The following is a 19,087-nucleotide window of genomic DNA, read 5'->3' as shown; positions in this document are numbered from 1 at the left end:
ATCACCGTGTCAATTGGCATGTTTCAACAGGTGCTGAAACAAAATGAGGTTGCGGTTCAGCGTTCTCTTTTTCTTTTAAACCATAGAATTGCATCCGTAGCTCAACACGACGTGAGGCTTCTTTACTATCCTTAGCTGAATTAAAAGAGACCCCACCAGCTAAAAATAATTGTTTAACCTGGTTCTTTTGTGCTTCAGTTAAACTTAACCCTTGGCTAAACTTGGGATCGAGTAAATTGCACATGACCCATTCTGAACGACGTAAACTTAAGTTTAAGTTATAGAGATATGAACCGTCCGTATCTGTGAATCCTTCAATCACAATTTGTTTAAACCATTTTTTTCCATTTTCACTATTAGCAGCATTTAAAACAATAGGTACTAACGTATTTAATGCCTCTACACCTGCTGCATTTAACCGGTAGTCATTATGGCCAAACCGACCAGCTTCTCCAAAGTTGATACGATTGTCCTTACAATCAACAGCAATAATCTTGTTTTTCAACGCGGCGTCATTTTGAATACTAGTACAAATATCCAAAATCTCTGAACTACGTTGATTTTCGGCTTGAGTCGCTTCATTGATTTTTTTCGTTACGACCATTAATGACACAGCCATTACGACTAAAAACAAGGTCATTAATGCTGTCATTAAATCAGCGAATGAAATCCAAAAAGGTTTTTCACCATCATCTTTAGAACGTGGTTTCTTAGAGTACCTGTTACCTAACATTAATCATGTACCCCAAAATTAGTTTTTCTTTTGTTGTACAAGATCTTCCAGATCTTCTACAAAATTACCCAAGCCCTCTACACCAGTTGCAAGACGTTTTACAGCTTGATCAAGTGTATTATCAAAAGCACCTAAAGAATGATTTAAGCTGGTTTCTACAGAGGAACCAAAACTCTCAAAGCTTTTCACCAACACATCACTGACTTGCTCAAGATAATCCTGCATTTCTTTCTTCACTTGATTGAGTGCAGTTGTCATCTGATTCATATCTTTCAGCATTTCACTGCTCATACCAACTTCGGCTTGAGCTTGTTTAATTAAACCGTCTAAAGTACTGATTGCCTGTTTTACACTCTCTTGTGAGTCTTTATAGTCTTTTAATAGAGAGATTAAATTGCTGCTTGCGCTGGTCAAATGCGTAGAGGTGGTACTTACTTCTGCAATTAGCTGTGATGTCTTATCAGTCACTGTAATCAAAGAACTGCCCGCAGTATTAAACTGTTCAGAAGCTAAGCGCATTTTTTCAGCACCGTTATTCATACCCGTAATACTATCCGTTGTCACTTGAGATAATTTCTGAATATTTTCTTTATATACTTGGACCGCATTTTGACTGTGTGCAATCAAATCTTTAATTTCAGTTCCTAAATTATCAATTAATACAGATGATTGTTCGTGCAATTTTTGCTGATTTTCTAGAATTACACGATCTTGTTCCATACGCTGTTTCGTGACATCTGACATTAACTCAGACATCGTTCCGCCTAGATTCCCCATCAACTCCGAGACTTTGCCATTTAACTGCTCAATCGCATGTTGGCCTTGTTCTCCAATTTTTGCGGCACCTTGAGATAAATGATCCACCATTAAATTCATTTGATTAGACATCGCATTTTGTTTTTGTTGAATATCTTCAATCATTTTCGACATCTGTATTTCTAATGTTTTCGTCGAAGTTTCACTATTAATTTTCATATCTGTCAGTAATTGAGAGAAACCTAATTGCATTTCCTTCATAGCAGATACTGATTGAGTCATCATCTCATTCATGCCCGTCATTTGACTACCAAACGTAGACTCCAATTTACTCATAAAGGCTGTAAGCACATCAGTCATGAGTTCTTGGACGGCTGAACCTTGGTCACCACTCACTTGTTGTACGCTAGACGCAATTTTATCTAGAGGTGCTTGCAAGGTATCAGTAATCGATTGACCAATCTGAGTCGCCATATCCTGACTTGATTTCGCATAGCTTTCACTTAACTGTGCAGCAAAAGCAATCTGATTCTTTTTATTTTCCTCAACCAAATTCGTCATCATGACTTTTAAGTCATTAACAAGGCTGTCTTTTAATTGACGAGCATTGGTTTCGTTTGCCTGAGAGGATTTTAATAATTTAGCTAGATACTCTTCTCCAGTGGAATCAGTTTCAAAAAGCTTATCAATTTCTGTCGTTAAAGTTTCTAACTGTTCATAACACTGACGCAACCACGATTTTTCACGCCAAGTGATAATCATTGCAGTCCCTATCGCAAGTGCAGAAGCCATGAATGCTTCACTTACCCCACCTAATAACAAGCCTAAACTGTCTTGAACTTTTGCTGGATCGCCTGCGGGATCAAAAGCTAATAATCCAAATAGAAGGCCAGCAAATGTAGCAATAATACCTACACCAGTGATAATACCTGGCAAGTGCTTATAAAACTCAACTCTTAAAGGGGTATCCACAATGACAGCCTGGGAAAAAAATACGTCACTTGATACTGTTGCACGTGAGGAAATTAGTACATCTTCTCCATCTACAGTTTCATAGATGTCATGAAAAGAATTTTTGTAATTCAACCAAGCATGTTTTAAAGGCGTATCATTTTCGAATTTTGCATCTAATGAATGCTTATTTAGACTAGAGTTTTTATCCATTCCTTTTAAGGCATTAATTAGTACTGATAATTGCTCACTAAGGTTTTTAGCAGGTTTGATATATTTAGAATAGAATTTAAACCCAATCCATAATACAAAAATGAGCATTCCCACAGGAATAATAAAATAATTCTGCAGAAATTCAGCAAAAGCTAACATATCAATACACCCCTATACTCAAAAATTTAATTCTAAAAATGTTTAAAAACTATCGACTGCTCAACATATCAAAAATCACCCGTGCAAAGATGCTGGCCTTCGCCGGATCAGACAGCAACTGCATCATCTGTTCCTGATGTGCAGCACTACTGCCAAGAATGGCATCATCCATCGCTTTCGGGAAATCACCCAGCATGGCCTGTTCGCGGGTATTGTTGGCGATCTGCTTCATGACAATTTCATTCTCAGCCAGTTTGTCACGTACCGTATAGGCATAGTTGAGCATATCTTTATCAGTCAGGTTATCGGTGATAAAGACATCATTCAGACGCTCAATGATCTGTGACAGGAACTCTTCTTTCTTATCACGTGGCTTGGCTGCACCGAGGTCATTGCCCGGTTCCAGCTTAAAATCTTCGGCATCTTCTTTCAGCTTGATGTCCTGCTGACGGATCTTGGACAAGCGGTAATGGCTCATGCTGACATTACTTAAGTCCACCTCATCATCTTTCGTTGCGGTTTCACGCAGCAATGGACGCAGGTTACGCGCATACAGACTGAGCTTCTCCAGTTCTTTGTCATCGTAGTCCACGATCTGTGACATAAACTCGTAGAAACGGGTAAAACTTCCCAAGTCTTTTTTAAAGATTTCCAGCTTGTCTTTTTCCAACTTGGCCTCTTTAAATGCATTGTCGGCATTGGCAATCAGCACCGCATCATTGGTTTTCTTGCAGCGTTCCAGCATGTCTCGGGTGGTGTTATAGGCTTCGATGGCCTGACTATAACGTTTCTGCCAGCGTTCAACCGCAGGCTTGCAAATGTTACTGATCGCGGCATTGGATTTGTTCTTGGTAAAGAACGCATCGACAAACTGCTCGACTTCCGTCCACAAGAAAATCTTGCTGGCTTTCAACTTTTCAAACAAGTCAAAGATCTGATCCGGATTCGATACATCAGCCAGTTCTGCGGTTTGATAGTAAGGCTGGAAGGCCCCAAGAATGTCTTCAGGCTCGTTAAAGAAGTCCAGCACAAAGGTGCCAGACTCTGCCTTGCCCGGATAAGTACGGTTCAGGCGTGACAGGGTTTGTACGCACTCCACACCACCCAGCTTTTTGTCTACGTACATGGCACACAGTTTCGGTTGGTCAAAGCCGGTCTGGAACTTGTTAGCCACCAGCATCACCTGATAGTCATCACTGTCAAAGGCCTTGCGCATTTCCCGACCTTTCAGTCCTGGGTTCATGTTGCGTTCATTAAAGGTCTGCCCGACTAAACCACTGCTGTCGGTATCCTTGTCATTAAACTCAACCTCACCCGAGAAAGCGACCATAGCCTGAATAGACTTGTAGCCCTGATCCGCCACGTATTTGTCAAAGGCCAACTTGTAGCGCACCGCTTCTTTACGTGAACTGGTCACCACCATGGCTTTAGCCTGTCCACCCAATAAGCCCATCACGTTATTTTTAAAATGTTCGACAATGACTTTCACTTTCTGGGAAATGTTGTGGTCATGCAGGCGTACCCATTGATTCAGCCTGATCTTGGCTTTTTTGGCATCGACCTGTTTGTCGGCTTGTTCAATTTTTTGTTTGAGCTTATACACCACTTTATAGTTGGTATAGTTTTTCAGCACATCCAGAATAAAGCCTTCTTCAATGGCTTGGCGCATGGAGTAGACATGAAAAGCTTCCGGCTTGTTCTGCTTGGAGGGCGGTAGCTCAGGATTGGGTACACGGCCAAACAGTTGCAGGGTTTTGTCTTTCGGGGTGGCGGTAAAGGCATAGTAACTGAGGTTATTACTGCCCTTACGTGCTGCAACCACGGCATCCAGAATATCTTCCGAAGACAGTTCAGCATCCTCTTCGCGCTCTTCCAGCATCAACACTTCTTTCAGTTGTCGTGCCGTAGAGCCACTTTGTGAAGAATGCGCTTCATCGGCAATCACCGCATAACGTCGCTGTTTCAGATTGGTACTGTTTTCAATCGCACGCAGCACAAAGGGGAAAGTCTGGATGGTCACAATGATAATCGGCTGTGAGGTTTCCAGTGCCTTGGCCAGTTTTTCCGATTTAGATCCATCGCCTTCTTTGTTATTGATACGTCCGACCACGCCATCGGCATGTTCAAACTGGTAGATGGTGTCCTGTAGCTGGGCATCCAGAATGGTACGGTCAGTGACCACAATCACCGAATCAAACAGTTTCTGATTGTGTTGATCGTACAGGGTCGACAGCTGATGTGCTGTCCAGGCAATCGAGTTAGACTTACCTGAACCTGCACTGTGCTGAATCAGATATTTCTGTCCAGTGCCCTCCACTAAGGCGGCATTGATCAGTTTGGTGACCACATTCCATTGGTGGTAACGTGGGAAGATCAGCAGTTCTTTTTTGTACTTGCGTCCTTCCCAGTCTTCTTTTTCTTCAATTTGCAGATGGACAAAACGTCCAATGATATTCAGCAAATTGTCCGGTGTGAGGACTTCATTCCACAGATAGGCGGTGGCGTACTGATTCTGGTCTTCTGGCACATCATTGCCTGCGCCACCGTCATGCGTGCCTTTATTGAATGGCAGGAAGAAAGTATCTTCTCCAGCCAACTGGGTCGCCATATAGACTTCGTACTGACTCACGGCAAAGTGTACCAATGCGCCACGCTTAAACATCAGCAAGGGTTCAGGTTTGTTAGTTTCCCGATCTTTCGGTAGTCGGGTGCGTTTGTACTGCAACATGGCATTTTGCACCGCCTGTTTAAACTCTGACTTGAGTTCCAGAGTAGCAACAGGAAAGCCGTTGATAAACAGGACTAGATCAATACGCCATTTCTTGGCCTGTTTGCCCATGTTCTGTAACTCGGCAGCCGTGGCATAGGGGCTATAGACCAATTCTGGCACAATGCGGCAGATGTTCTTTTTGTAATTGGCTAAGGTATCGGGATTCAGCGCATGTTCTGGTTTAAACTGACAGAGGAAAAAACGTGCGCTGCGGGTTTTCACTCCGTGACGCAGCACACCTAAAGTGCCATAGCTACGTGACTGTTCATCAGTGGCATTGATGTCGGCTTTTTTTAGCTGGGCAACCACCGCATCGAGAAAATGCCGTTCGGTATCATTTGGAAAGATGCGCTGAAACTTCTGCCAATCTTGTGCTTGGGTTTGTTGCACAAAATCTAGTACGTCCTGCTCATATAAGGCGGTTTCACGGTTGTAGCCTTGTGGCGTACCGAGTTGCCAGCCCTGAGCCAGCATCTGCTGAATGATGTCGTTCTGGAAAATACTTTCACGGGTGGCGTCTAGACTCATGCGCTTAACTCCGTTTCTGCCTCAGCAATCTTTAGGGCTTGCCAATTACGAACGTCAATTTTCCCAGTCACTGCGGCTGAGATGAGAGCGGTTCGGCGTTCTTGCATTAGTGAAATTTGTTGCTGAGCTTTATTTATTAAAGATTCAAATGACTCTAATTTAAATTCAATATCTTTCAGAATTTCAATAACTTCTTCAACTGGTGGTATTGCAATATAAATATTACCCAAACTTTCCATCGATAAATTTGGTTGTGCAGCTTGAACAGCCCCCATCCATATTACGCTTTGAGCAAATTGAGTAGTCAGCCAATGAGACACCCAATGTGAATAGTTAAAATTCAACAATCTAATAAAGCTTACAGCTTGGTTTGTATTTGCCGGTAAAAGTTCTTTTTGTAAAACTGAAGCCAGCCCCGTTGTAGCCCCTGCGATAATGACTAAAACATCATGTTCTTTCAAACGGCTACGAGCTAATTGCTCATCAACTTTTTCCGAAATAAAGAATTCTGGATAATTATTTACACGAAATCCTTTTCCAATATTTTCAGCTTTTAGAAAACGGATTCCCTCTTCAACAAAGTCTCCCCCCATAGTTGTAGGGGTAGTACCTTTCGAAATGATTTGCGCTAAGTGTTTAATTCTTCCGACCTGCCAATGCTCCGGCACTTCCCCTAACCATTCCACACCGGAATCTTTCATTGGGACATTTGGATTGAGTCCTTTGGTCACGGCATGGCTAATCACTGCTTGACGCTTTTCTTTAAGCAGTTCAATCAGTTTTTCCTGTTTGGCAATCAGGCTGTCAATTTTTGCGGTTTCATGGTCGAGGAAATTGGCGATTTGGGTTTGTTCAATAATAGGTGGTATTGCAAAACTAATAGATTTAAATATATCGGTAGCTACAAGATTTTGCATAGCTCCACCTTGAGTATTATCTTTAATTTGGTTTTGTATATCATCGCTTCGGAATGAATATAGAAAAAATTGAGAACTCAAGAATTTATAATCCAATCTCATAATCAATAATGCTTGATTAATAATTCCTATTTCAAATTGGTCAGGTACTTGCACAACTTTACCAATAGTGCCTGAACAACTCATTAGTAAATCATAAGGTTTAACACTAAAGCGCTCTAATTCTTCATATATTTTCTTTGGTACATAAGAATCACCAATTTTTACATCATTACGAATACAGTTTTTTTGCTCATATACCTTAAAACCAGAATCAACAAAAAAATCTTTTTTTAAAGCACTACCAAAAGGACCTCTCACTAAATCATCTAACAAATACTTGAGTTTTTTACTTTCCCAATGACTAGGAATCTCACCTAACCATTCAATACCTGAATCTTGATATTCAGCATATTTCTGATACTTCGCCACTGTATTCGCCATTAAGAATGCACCTCTTGTAAAAGTGCCATAATTTCACGGCTCACCGCATCCAAATCCGCATCAATCTCGCTTAAATCACGTGGCGGTTCATACACATAAAAATGGCGGTTAAACGGAATCTCATAGCCCACAATACCAATTTCATTATCCTGTGCATCACGCTTATCAGCATTGATCCACGCATCAGGCACATGCGGTTGTACTTCACGCTTAAAATAAGACTCAATTAAATCGGTGGTGCTCACATTTGGATTTAAAGCAATATTTTCCGCATCACGTAAATCACCATCTTGTACAAACTCAACCACTTTGCCTTGGTAGCTGAACTGGCCATATAGTGGATTTTCCGCCTGTTTCACGACCTTGTTAATCACTGGTTCTGCTTCCGGATTCTTCCAGGTGATGGCATCTAACAGCTGTTTCTTCTCTTTGGCATCCAGCTTGATGTCGGTTTGCTTGAGGGCTTTTTTCAACACTTCATCAAACTGGTTAAAGTCATCAAACTGCTCAGTGCCAATCACGTTCTGTAAAGCTTGGGCTTTTTCCATCAGGGCTTTCTGGAATAGCCAGATTTTGCTGTCCAGTACCTCTTTAATGTCTTTTTCTTTTAGCTCAGGAAACTCGGCTTTAATCATGGCACGCACCTCAAGCGCCACGTCCTGCAACTGACCATAAGTTTCTGCTGTCCACGCTGTACCAAAGGCTGTACCCAATTGCGCATCGATACTTTGCATCACGGCATTAAACGGTTTTGGCGCAAAACGTAATGCAGCAATCGCGCTATCCGTGATCTGTGCCGATAAACGTAATGGACGTTCAATGGTCACGCGACGATAGCCAAATTCATGACTGTCAAAGATTTTGCTGGCGAATGGTTTTTGCTGTTCGGTTTCGCCATCCTGCGCCAAGATGTCTATCGCGACAAAGTCACTGTAATTTTGGGTAATGGTGGCAATTTCAGCTTCAGTCAGATAGTTACGTTTTGAACCCAACGACTTACGCATTTTGGTACTGAGGTGGGAGGCATTGATCAGCTGTACCTTGCCTTTACGTTCAGCGACTTTTTTATTACTGAGTACCCAGATATAGGTAGCAATCCCGGTGTTGTAGAACATGTCATTTGGCAAGGCAATGATTGCTTCAAGCAAGTCGGCTTCTAAAATATAGCGACGGATCTCGCTTTCACCACTGCCTGCGCTACCGGTAAACAATGGTGAACCATTCAGGATAATCCCGATGCGGCTACCGCTCTCGGTACTACTGGCATCACGCATCTTGCTGATCAGGTGCATCAGGAATAATAATGAACCATCCGATACCCGTGGCAAGCCTGCACCGAAACGGCCATCAAAGCCTTTTTGTTCATGCTCGTCCTTGATGTCCTGTTCGATCTTTTTCCAGTCTACGCCAAAGGGTGGATTCGACAGCATGTAATCAAACTGATCGACAGAGAGTTGATCATTCGACAGCGTGTTGCCGAGTTTAATCCGGCTCACGTCCTGGCCTTTGATCAGCATGTCAGCTTTACAGATGGCGTAGGATTCTGGGTTAAGTTCCTGACCAAAGGCACGCATCACGGCATTCGGGTTCAGCTCATGCAGATATTCCATACCAGAAGACAGGAAACCGCCTGTCCCCGCAGTCGGGTCATAAATGGTACGGATAATGCCGTCTTTGGTCAGCACGTCATCATCTTCCATAAACACCAGTGCCGTGGTCAGACGCACGATGTCACGCGGGGTAAAGTGTTCCCCTGCGGTTTCATTAGAACCTTCGGCAAAACGACGGATCAGTTCTTCAAACACCAAGCCCATGTCATGGTTGGATACGCTCTTTGGACTCAGATCCGTGGTAGCAAACTTTTGCACGACTTTATACAAAAGGTTGGCATCATCGAGTAAGCCTGCAAATTCGATGAAGTTAAAGTATTCAAAAATCTCACGGGCATCTTTAGAGAAACTTTGCACATAGGTGCTCAAGTTGGCCTTGATATCACTCTGCCCCATTTTGCTGAGATCCATTGGGGAGGTATTAAAGAAGGCTAGACCGTTGGTGGCACGCAGCAATAACTTTTCTTGAGCTTCTTCTGGCAGATTCAGCTTGGAGACTTTTTCATGTTCTGCCAGTACCGCAGCCTTGCTTTCTTCCAGTACACATTCCAGACGACTTAACAAGGTAAATGGCAGAATGATGCGGCCATATTGCGATTGTTTGAAGTCACCACGCAGCAGGTCGGCAACCGACCAGATGAAAGAAGCGATTTGTGAAAAGTTATTGTTGGTCATAGTGGTGAATCAATTCCTGAATTCTTATCTGTGATCAGCATCTGGCGACACTTCGGTTACTAGAGATAATACTGATAATTTTTTAACTATTGGATAATATTATATTATTTAAAAAGCAGATTGTTGATTATTCATTTATTGCATGACAGTTAAGCGACAAATTTTGTCGTCTGGTTTCAGATTTTTCTCATAGAAGGTTCATCCACCATAACGCTACAACCCTGCTTTTGAAAGCCGTGCCTATTTATAAGCCCATCTGCTAAACTAGGCTTACATTACCTTTGTTCAAGGAAATTCCGAAATGCTAAACACTCTCGAACAGAAAAAAAAATATATCCAAACTACGCGCCTACAGAATTATCAGGCCAGTTTAAAGTTGGAAGGGATCCAGCCATCTTCAACCGCCCCAACATTAGATAAAGCACAGATTTTAGAAAAATATAAAAAGTTCTCACAAACTTCGGAATCGTGATCAGGCTTCCTTATGGATAAATATGGTGAAATGGGTGACAGCATTTACTGTTACCCCGACTCGGACGTCCTCAAAAACAAACTGAACATTCAGGATGCTGAAATTCTGCAACAGGCAGAACTGGAGTTGACTGAGTATGCCAGCACACGCATTGAGTATGCGGAGCCACCTTACGATCTCAAATACCTGCAATCCATTCACTTTCAGCTCTTTTCAGACCTGTATGCCTGGGCAGGTGAACTAAGACAAGTGGATATTGCCAAAGGCGATACCCGCTTTTGTACCTTCCCGCGTATTGAAATTGAAGCCAATAAGCTCTTCAAGCAACTTGAGCAGCAGCACTATTTTCAAGGTTTAGCCAAACCAGTACTTATCCAAAAAATCGCTGATTTTTATTGTGAAGTCAACGTGATTCACCCATTTCGTGAAGGCAATGGACGCACCCAGCGTATCTTCTTTGAACACCTACTTGCTCACTGCGGCTATGGGGTACAGTGGAGTAAAATTAACAATAAGGAAGTCTGGATTCAGGCCAATATTGATGGATTCAACTGCCGGCTAGATGGACTGATCGCTATTTTTGAAGCCTGCATTATCACTCCTGAATAACAAAAAAATTAAGGGAGCCAAAGCTCCCTTCAATTAGTGACTAGCCAACTTGTTCAGAATCCATTAATTGACTTACCAAGCTGACTAGATAATTCAACTGTGCTCAATTCACAGCTCTAACACTCTGCTGCAACCCCTGCTGAATCTCCTGCACATAGCTCAATTGCACTGAATGCTCCGTATCTACATCACTGTCACTGTGTGGATAAAATTCCTCCAGCAATTCCATCCCCTCCTCTGCATGCACCTCAAACTTGGCATTGGCAAAACCCTGCCGTGCAATCTGATCTAATGCCGCCTGATCAAACCCTGCCTGTTTTCCCTGTTGGTCAATCTCCTTGGCTGTCTGAATCACGGTTTGTAAATCCACGCCTTCCCGTAACGTTAAATCCACGTAATACACGGGCTGACGATAGCTTTGAGTTGTGCTTTTCCCACGCAACGTGAGCTGCAACGGCAAACACGACAACAAACCACCTGATGCTGCATGGTAGTAATTCAAACGTGCTGCCAAAGTGCGAATGCTGTTAAAACCAGTGGTTCTGAAAATAAAAGTCCCAAACTCATCGGCTTCGCCTAAATTGACATGCAGGCGCCCATAAGGCTTGCAATGTCCACCTTGTCCAAGTGGGCATAAGTCGGGGGATGGGCACGGATGTTGCTCTACACCTTGTGATGTCATGCGTTGGCAGGTCTGACCATTCCCCACACAAATCGGGCGACCTGTCTGTCGGTCAAACAAGCTGTACTCGGCACGTAAGTTCAATTCAGGATCATTGAAGATCATACGCACAGGAATGCTACGTAACTTTTGATTCGGTGCTTGACTACGCAATTGCTCATCCAAGGGGTGTTTAATCCAACCGTCCTTGCCCTGTATTTGACTGGTAATAGTGAACTGATCGTCTTTTTCTGGCAGACGCTTGCCATTCTTTTCTATTACACGACCAATACTGATCCGTCCCAAGAGTGGTGGTGTGATTGCTAGACCTTTAATCATGTTGAAATTCCTCTGTCGTTGAGATGTTTAGATGTGTTGCACTGTTTGCTTAAAATAAAATCGGCATAAAAAAATCCCATACAGGCTGCACGGGATTTCAGGTTTCTTCTTGCTGAGTGTTTGGCTCTAGGCTTTGAGCTAATCGTGATATAGGTTAAAACGACGACCACCTGCTTTCTGCAGTGGGTACTGTTGGATGAGTTCAGGTTGGTGCTGAAGTAAGGATTTAGTATCCAGGCTGGTACTATCCTTGCTCTTTTTCCATGTCACCGAACCTTGCTGAAAGACAGCACGTTCATGTTCCCTCATCAGCGCCTGAACACGGTGTTTGAGTAGGTCAAACTGGCTTTGATGCTGTTCAACCTGCTTCTTTTCTTCAATCAGCTGATCAAACAGTTCATTAGCAAGTTCCACCTCCGTTAGATCAACACAGCTCAGTGGGGTATGTTCAGGATAGAGTTGTTGTAAAGCTTTGGCTGCCGATTCACTGGCATCCACTGCTGGTGGAACATCATTTTCAACACATTCCCAAAACAACCGTTCTGCCTGAATGATCTGTTCAATCAAAGTTTCATTACGACTGACTTTGTAGATTTTGGTTTCCTGCCCACACAGCAACACACAAATATGTGCCGCTTGCTTACCTGTCACCGCCAGTTGATGTTGTACCTGACATAGCACATACAGAGGAACGCCCTCCTTCCATAGTTTGGCGCCATATTCCCCTGCAGTTTTACATTCCAGTATTTGTACTTCCTCATTGCCTACTACGGCATAATCCAAGTTCGCCAACATAAAGGCTTTGTCAGGATCAGGGTGCTGCAGTACCGCATTGACCCGACGGACTTTATTATTGGTGTGCATGCTGTAGTATTCTGCGACCAAGGGTTCTAACTGCTTGCCCCAATATAAAGGTGCATGTCCTGAGCTTTCATCTTCAATATTTTGCTGTACCCGTCCTGTTTTAATCATCCACAGTTCTAGCATCGACATATAAGGATTCAAGCCACAGGCAGCTGCGGCATCACTGCTGCCTATTCCCTGTTTACGCACTTCCAGCCATGCCTGATAGTCCAGTTGTTTGGTGTTGATCAGACGTTTGGCATTTAAGCTGCGTTTTGAACCTGATTGACTTTGTTTAAGCTTGTCATTGGCTACAGTTGGTAAATACTGAGATTGAGACGTTACTGTTGGGTTTATAATCTGATTCATGGGTTTATCCTTCTATCATTGATTTTAAAACGGCATAAAAAAAGCCACATCCGAAGATGTGGCAAAGAGGGATCGTTGATTAGGAGGACACTTGATCGTACTGATCACATGCCCTGATGGTAAAGTTTCAAGATTAAATTCAGCTTAAGCCGCTAAGCGTAAAGCTTGTTCTAATCCACGTTGTTTCAATGCTGCCCCTGCACCAAACCAAGCAGAGTCAAGGCGGTGATCAGTACTCATCGCACGACGTTCATGGTCGACAAACTCGGTGATCGCACAAAGTAGTCCATAGGCGGTGTCTTTGGCTGAAGATAAGTCTGCTCCACGTCCCTGCCCATTAAACATATTCATGACTTTGGTCATGGCACGTCCATTCGGTTCAGTTTTATTGGGTTGTTGATTGGCTTGAGACGCGACATTACGGTAGTACTGAATAATGTTATCCTCCTGTTCCATCGCACTTAGGCTATTGTTGTTAAATACCGCATCAAAATAAGCCGCTGCTTCTTTCTGGGTGACTTTACGTTGGGTGAGTTGTTTCATTTCATACATGTGGTCGTACCATGTTTTCACTGAAATACCGAGTTGATCTTTGACTTTGTCGGCATCAAACTTAGTACTGTGCGGTACTTTGACCACGCCTGCATTGGAACTTTGTCCACGCAAGGCAATGGCTAAAGTGTTGTTACACACCACACGGATATTGGTGCATTGTGCGGTTGTGGCTAAGGTGCCATCACATGCTGTTGCCAGCAGGATATAGCCATTGCTGACATCCCCACCTTTCAATTCTGCTGTTTGGCCTGTGCGTGCCAAGGCCCAGAACTTTTTCCCACCTTTAAGTACACCTGCGGTTTCCAGTTCAAAGCCGGATTGCTCGGTTAGATCACGGTAGAACTCCAGAATTTCCATCGGTTGGACTTCTTGATAACGCTGACTGACTACGGATAAAGGAGCATGGGTATCTGAACGGTACAGTACCCGTTGTTCTTCATACGGCATAATGATGCTTTGTCCACGATCATTTTTAGCCATGTAGCTGACATTGGATGATTCAATACGCCAATCCATACCTGCTTGCTTGGCCCAGACTTCAATCGGTTGGTTTGGGCTAAGTTGATTGCCTAGACCATGCCACGGGGTTTGTCCGACATACGCCATTTGTTCAATTTGATGTGCCATTTTGATTATTCCTAAAAAGAATGTGTAATGTGATGTTTTAAAGAATCGATTTATTCAACGATGTACCAGTGCAATGGCTGAGAAGTGATTACCTCGCCCATGCAAACTGTTGTTGGCAATCCAAGCAGACATACTGCTCGGCATTGCTGTAATATTTTTCATAGCAGTACTGACTGACAATAACCAATACACCACCCACCACAACACCGATGGCTGCGCCTGTAAAAGGCGGGAATCCTGCCTTTTTGGCAAACTGCATGCCGAACAGCGCCATCTGTGTCGGTGAAATACAGCGTTGCAGTTGTTCGAAATAGTTGGCGTTTGCATGACTTGAATCAGTCTGTCTGACATGGGTGGACTGACAATAGGGGCATTGAATTAAGGACATTGAATATTCCTTGTTAAATGAATTGGGTACGAAAAGCTGAATTGAGGGCATAAAAAAACCGTGCCCATTGAGGACACGGTTTGATTGATATTTTGCTTTGTCGAGGAGAGTCGCTATTGAAAGCTATAGCTTGCAGTACCTTTATCTGTTTCGACATCAACCTGCACCACATTACTGTAGCTACAGTCTGTTAATTTCAGTCTTAAACGTTGCCCCATCTTAAAATGCTGCGGATATTCCAATGATCGACGATAGCCTTCATAACGACATTGTCCATGATTGACAGAAACATGGCTGACATCGATAGGCTCTGCAATATTGGAACGGATGGTTAATACCGTAGCGGATTGATTTTGGGCATACCAGTTACTGGTATCAATTACATCGAGTTCGACCGTAAACGTGTTTGGATCAAGGCCAGCATTACAGCCACTCAACATGATGCCTGTCGTTGTAGTCACTGCGAGGAGTAAGGGTTTTAAAAGTTGCTTCATCAAATTCATCCTTAGCAGTAGTTATAGCTCACGCCATAATCACCTGTATTTAAATCAATGCTAGCCAAATGGGTTTCACAGTCTGTGCCGTTATCAAATTTATAAACGTAGTAGCGATTACCCGCTTGCTCCGACTCCAGTGCGCCATGTTCTTGCAAGCTAAAGTCTTGCACTGATTTGCCTGTATCTTTTGCGGCTTTGGCAAAGATATAGCGTTGATACTTGTCTATATTGTCCTGCTCAAATTCAGGCAGTTGATCATAAGGCAGCATCGACAGTAAGGTATCCGCCGCCTTAAGGTTTTGATCAAACTCAAAACTCAGCAATTCAGGTTCATGATCTGATGGACTTAGACTTTTTCTTCCCGTGGTCAATTCTTTGACATCAATCCCATCCACTTCTGCTGCTGCAATCTCAGTGGATACTGCTTCTGAATTGGCAGATTCTAAAGGTTGTGCAGAGCTGACCTCAGAAGTGTTGGCTGGAACCGTTTTTTCAGTTGGATGTTTAGGGCTAAAGAAGTAGAAGCCTGCGATGCTGATCAAGGTCAGGGCTAAGATTGCCGCCAAGCCCAATATGGTTTTTTGGTTCATTTGAATGTTCCCCTCGTTTAGTTGGGCACAGTGACTTGACCATTCTGCACATTAAAGTGAACAAAGCGTGGACAACCACCTTGAAAGTTCACCGTGAAATTACGCCAACCACGATTGCCAGGATTGGTTTTATAAAGACATTGATAAACCCCACCGCCTGTATGACGTGCTTGAACAAGGTAGGATTCACTGGCTTGTGCAAACCAGCCTGCCTGCGCCAATGATGCGCCTGCAAGTAGTGATGAAATCAGGGTCGTTTTTAGGAAGGTTTTAAACATCATCATTTTCTCTTTTTTATAGGCATCACTGGTCTTGGTCTTAATCTGACGCAGTGTTCCCCATGTCATAAATGTTGGAATGAATATCTATGTTTTTTTGAAGTGTTATAGTCGATAAAGCACACAAACCTATGCCCCTCAAAAACAGCATGAGAGATTCATCTTCATATCGGTAATATGTACTTGAAAAAGTTTTATTCTTAGAAAGTGATCGACACAGCAATGCATGAAATACACAGCATCACGTCACATTACCCCTGTGGTGTAGATCGGGCACACACATAAAAAAAAAAGAAATATAAAAGACAGTCTTGATGTAAGCACATGGCGTACTCCTTAGGTATAAAGAAGTTTCACCAAATCACTGCTAAATGATGGTGGCGAAACAGAAGACGGGTTAGCAGACTGATACCTAAGAAATCAGCACGTCCGAAGACGTCCCCCCTCCCGTTCCGCCGCAGAGGGGGTACGTAGGGATACCCACCAAAAAGTTAGACTTTTTAGTGTACTTAGGTAAATGGGTCTGCTAAAACCCGCTGACGATGTAGGTCAGCAGGTTAAGGATAATCTGCACGCTGTAGAGCGTCAAGCAAGCTAAGTAAATGGGGAGTGAAAATATTTATAATTAAAAAATGCTTGAATAAGAATATAGTTAGATTTAAATACAGCTTATTAAACTATATTCCTTAATCTTCCAAATACTACCAAAAGAAATCAATCCAATCCAAAATTTGATGAGGGGTAGGTTGAGGGGTAAAACTACAGACAAAAAATAAGCCCTTGTAAAAACAAGGGCTTATTTAGATATTTGGCGGAAGCGGTGAGATTCGAACTCACGGAGGACTCGCGCCCTCGTCGGTTTTCAAGACCGGTGCATTAAACCGCTCTGCCACGCTTCCATGTGCGCAAGAATACTAAGCTTTTCCAACTCTGACAAGAGAAATATTGGCTTAAATCATTCAAACGCATATTGTTTCATCAAATACCAGGTATTTGATTAAAGTTTAGCTGCTATTTCAGCACCTTCACGGATTGCACGCTTCGCATCAAGCTCACCCGCCAGTTTTGCACCACCAATAATATGATACTGCGCCAGTGTTGTTTCACCCTCGGCAGGCATTAAATCTTTTACAGACTCCTGCCCCGCACACACCACGATTGTGTCTACACGAAGCAATTGATCATGACCGTTAGTCTCAATCCATAAGCCTTCATTGGTCACAGCTTTATACTGCACACCACGCATCATACGCACAGCATGCTTTTTCAACTGTGCACGATGCACCCAGCCTGAAGTTTTCCCTAAACCGATGCCCAATGGCGTAGTTTTACGTTGCATCAGATAAATCTGACGAACTGGAGTTTCAACTTCAGCTGGTATTGAGCCACCTTCAGTCATATAGTTAGGATCTGGATCAACACCCCATTCACGCATCCAGTCAGTCAAAGGTTGCGGTTGTGGCTGATGTTCAGGCTTCAATAAAAACTCTGATACGTCAAAACCAATCCCGCCTGCACCGATCACAGCAACACTGTAACCTACAGGCGCACCACGCAATACTTCTGCATAAGACAACACTTGTGGTGCATCACTACCCTCGATTTTCAGTCCACGAGGTACAACACCTGTTGCAATCACAACTTCATCAAAGCCTTCACGCTCCAGTTGCTCACGGTTCACTTTGGTATTTAAACGTAAATCCACGCCTGTTTTTTCAATCTGAACTTTAAAATAACGGATGGTTTCGTGAAATTCTTCTTTACCAGGTACAACTTTTGCCAGGTTAAACTGACCACCGACTTCACTGGATGCTTCAAACAAAGTAACCTGATGACCACGCCCTGCTGCAACTGTAGCAGCTGACATTCCAGCCACGCCGCCGCCTACGACCGCAATTTTTTTCGGTTTTTTCGTTTTCACATAAACCAGCTCAGTTTCATATCCTGCACGAGGATTCACTAAGCAACTCGCACGTTTATTCTGGAATGTATGATCCAGACATGCCTGATTACACGCAATACAGGTATTGATTTCATCGACACGATTGGTTGCTGTTTTATTTACCCAGTATGCATCGGCAAGTAAAGGACGTGCCATCTGTACCATATCCGCTTTACCTGCTGCCAGGATCTCTTCAGCTGTATCTGGCATATTGATACGGTTAGAGGCAATCACAGGCACAGACACATGCTTTTTCACTTCTGCGGTATAGTCCACAAAAGCAGCACGTGGTACTGATGTCACAATCGTTGGAATACGTGCTTCATGCCAACCGATCCCTGTATTCAACAGCGTAATACCTGCTTTTTCCAATGCAATTGCAACGGTAATCACTTCATCCATGGTATTGCCATCATGGACTAAATCCAGCATGGACAAACGGAAACAGATAATAAATTTCTCGCCAACTTTTTCACGGATCGCTTTCACAATTTCAACTGCAAAACGCATCCGGTTTTCAATCGGACCACCCCAGCGGTCTTCACGCTGATTGACATGACGGCTTAAAAACTGGTTCAGCAAATAGCCTTCTGAACCCATAATTTCCACACCGTCATAGCCAGCTTTTTTTGCTAGGCTTGCTGTATCGGCATAGTCCTTAATGGTTTCAAGAATCAGTTTATCGCTCATTTCCCGTGGCTTGAACAGAGAAATCGGTGATTTGATCGGGCTTGCAGACACCACAAATGGCTGATAGCCATAACGCCCCGAATGCAGAATCTGCATCAGAATTTTGGCACCATGTTTATGTACAGCATGCGTAACCAGACGATGCGGAGCAACATCGCCCAGCGTATTCATAGTACCACCTGCAGGCAACAACCACCCCTGTCTGTTTGGTGAAATACCACCTGTAATCAGTAGCCCCACACCACCCTTGGCACGTTCACCAAAATAGGCTGCAAGTTTTGGGTAGTTATAAAAACGATCTTCCAGACCTGTATGCATGGAACCCATGACTACACGGTTTTTAATGGTCGTGAAACCCAGATGAAGTGGTTTTAGAATATTTGCATAGCTGGTTGTCATGGCTAATCCTTAATTTATTGGCTTTGCAACTTG

15 protein-coding genes and 1 tRNA gene are annotated in these 19,087 nt (G+C 43.2%); 2 read left to right on the top strand and 14 right to left on the bottom strand.

What is annotated here, in order from left to right; all coding sequences use genetic code 11:
* Position 1: 1 nt before the first annotated feature.
* The 5 genes from zorB1 to CDG61_RS05825 are packed head-to-tail and all read right to left on the bottom strand — an operon-like array spanning position 2 to position 9,795.
* The gene (gene zorB1 / locus CDG61_RS05845; RefSeq protein WP_031980558.1) at positions 2-733 is read right to left on the bottom strand and encodes a type I Zorya anti-phage system protein ZorB1; all 732 of its coding nucleotides are present in this window, start codon (positions 731-733) and stop codon (positions 2-4) included.
* An 18-nt stretch (positions 734-751) separates the two neighbouring features.
* Complete coding sequence (gene zorA / locus CDG61_RS05840) at positions 752-2,812, bottom strand: anti-phage ZorAB system protein ZorA (RefSeq protein ID WP_087550734.1); 2,061 nt, start codon at positions 2,810-2,812, stop codon at positions 752-754.
* A 49-nt stretch (positions 2,813-2,861) separates the two neighbouring features.
* Positions 2,862-6,110, bottom strand: coding sequence for a type I restriction endonuclease subunit R (locus tag CDG61_RS05835; RefSeq protein ID WP_087550733.1), 3,249 nt, complete (start codon positions 6,108-6,110; stop codon positions 2,862-2,864).
* A complete protein-coding gene (locus CDG61_RS05830; protein WP_087550732.1) occupies positions 6,107-7,510 on the bottom strand; it encodes a restriction endonuclease subunit S in 1,404 nt (467 codons plus the stop codon). The genes CDG61_RS05835 and CDG61_RS05830 overlap by 4 nt, the downstream gene beginning before the upstream one ends.
* Positions 7,510-9,795, bottom strand: a complete 2,286-nt coding sequence (locus CDG61_RS05825; protein WP_087550731.1) for a type I restriction-modification system subunit M — start codon at positions 9,793-9,795, stop codon at positions 7,510-7,512. The genes CDG61_RS05830 and CDG61_RS05825 overlap by 1 nt, the downstream gene beginning before the upstream one ends.
* A gap of 301 nt (positions 9,796-10,096) precedes the next feature.
* Here CDG61_RS05825 and CDG61_RS05820 point away from each other — a divergent pair, with 301 nt between their 5' ends.
* Positions 10,097-10,267, top strand: a complete 171-nt coding sequence (locus CDG61_RS05820; RefSeq protein WP_087550730.1) for a YhfG family protein — start codon at positions 10,097-10,099, stop codon at positions 10,265-10,267.
* Between the two features lie 12 nt (positions 10,268-10,279).
* The gene (locus tag CDG61_RS05815; protein WP_005176409.1) at positions 10,280-10,876 is read left to right on the top strand and encodes a putative adenosine monophosphate-protein transferase Fic; all 597 of its coding nucleotides are present in this window, start codon (positions 10,280-10,282) and stop codon (positions 10,874-10,876) included.
* 103 nt (positions 10,877-10,979) lie between these two features.
* On the opposite strand, the gene CDG61_RS05810 is transcribed toward CDG61_RS05815, so the two are convergent.
* The 9 genes from CDG61_RS05810 to CDG61_RS05770 all read right to left on the bottom strand — a co-directional run bounded on the left by CDG61_RS05810 (position 10,980) and on the right by CDG61_RS05770 (position 19,054).
* The gene (locus CDG61_RS05810; protein WP_087550729.1) at positions 10,980-11,876 is read right to left on the bottom strand and encodes a hydrolase or metal-binding protein; all 897 of its coding nucleotides are present in this window, start codon (positions 11,874-11,876) and stop codon (positions 10,980-10,982) included.
* Between the two features lie 138 nt (positions 11,877-12,014).
* The gene (locus CDG61_RS05805) at positions 12,015-13,088 is read right to left on the bottom strand and encodes a YqaJ viral recombinase family protein (RefSeq protein WP_087550728.1); all 1,074 of its coding nucleotides are present in this window, start codon (positions 13,086-13,088) and stop codon (positions 12,015-12,017) included.
* Positions 13,089-13,232: 144 nt separating this feature from the next.
* Positions 13,233-14,270 (bottom strand): DUF932 domain-containing protein, encoded by a 1,038-nt coding sequence (locus CDG61_RS05800; protein ID WP_087550727.1) that lies wholly within the window; start codon positions 14,268-14,270, stop codon positions 13,233-13,235.
* An 88-nt stretch (positions 14,271-14,358) separates the two neighbouring features.
* Complete coding sequence (locus CDG61_RS05795; protein WP_032000530.1) at positions 14,359-14,658, bottom strand: hypothetical protein; 300 nt, start codon at positions 14,656-14,658, stop codon at positions 14,359-14,361.
* 113 nt (positions 14,659-14,771) lie between these two features.
* A complete protein-coding gene (locus CDG61_RS05790; protein ID WP_004960803.1) occupies positions 14,772-15,152 on the bottom strand; it encodes a hypothetical protein in 381 nt (126 codons plus the stop codon).
* 11 nt (positions 15,153-15,163) lie between these two features.
* Complete coding sequence (locus CDG61_RS05785; RefSeq protein ID WP_087550726.1) at positions 15,164-15,745, bottom strand: hypothetical protein; 582 nt, start codon at positions 15,743-15,745, stop codon at positions 15,164-15,166.
* A gap of 17 nt (positions 15,746-15,762) precedes the next feature.
* Positions 15,763-16,023, bottom strand: a complete 261-nt coding sequence (locus CDG61_RS05780; protein ID WP_087550865.1) for a hypothetical protein — start codon at positions 16,021-16,023, stop codon at positions 15,763-15,765.
* Between the two features lie 809 nt (positions 16,024-16,832).
* Positions 16,833-16,922: transfer RNA gene (locus tag CDG61_RS05775), tRNA-Ser, on the bottom strand.
* A 98-nt stretch (positions 16,923-17,020) separates the two neighbouring features.
* Positions 17,021-19,054, bottom strand: a complete 2,034-nt coding sequence (locus tag CDG61_RS05770) for an NADPH-dependent 2,4-dienoyl-CoA reductase (protein WP_087550725.1) — start codon at positions 19,052-19,054, stop codon at positions 17,021-17,023.
* Positions 19,055-19,087: the final 33 nt, after the last annotated feature.

Source organism: Acinetobacter sp. WCHAc010052 (assembly GCF_002165295.2).
In the GTDB taxonomy this organism is placed as follows: domain Bacteria; phylum Pseudomonadota; class Gammaproteobacteria; order Pseudomonadales; family Moraxellaceae; genus Acinetobacter; species Acinetobacter chinensis.
This window is presented reverse-complemented; position numbering and strand designations above follow the sequence as displayed.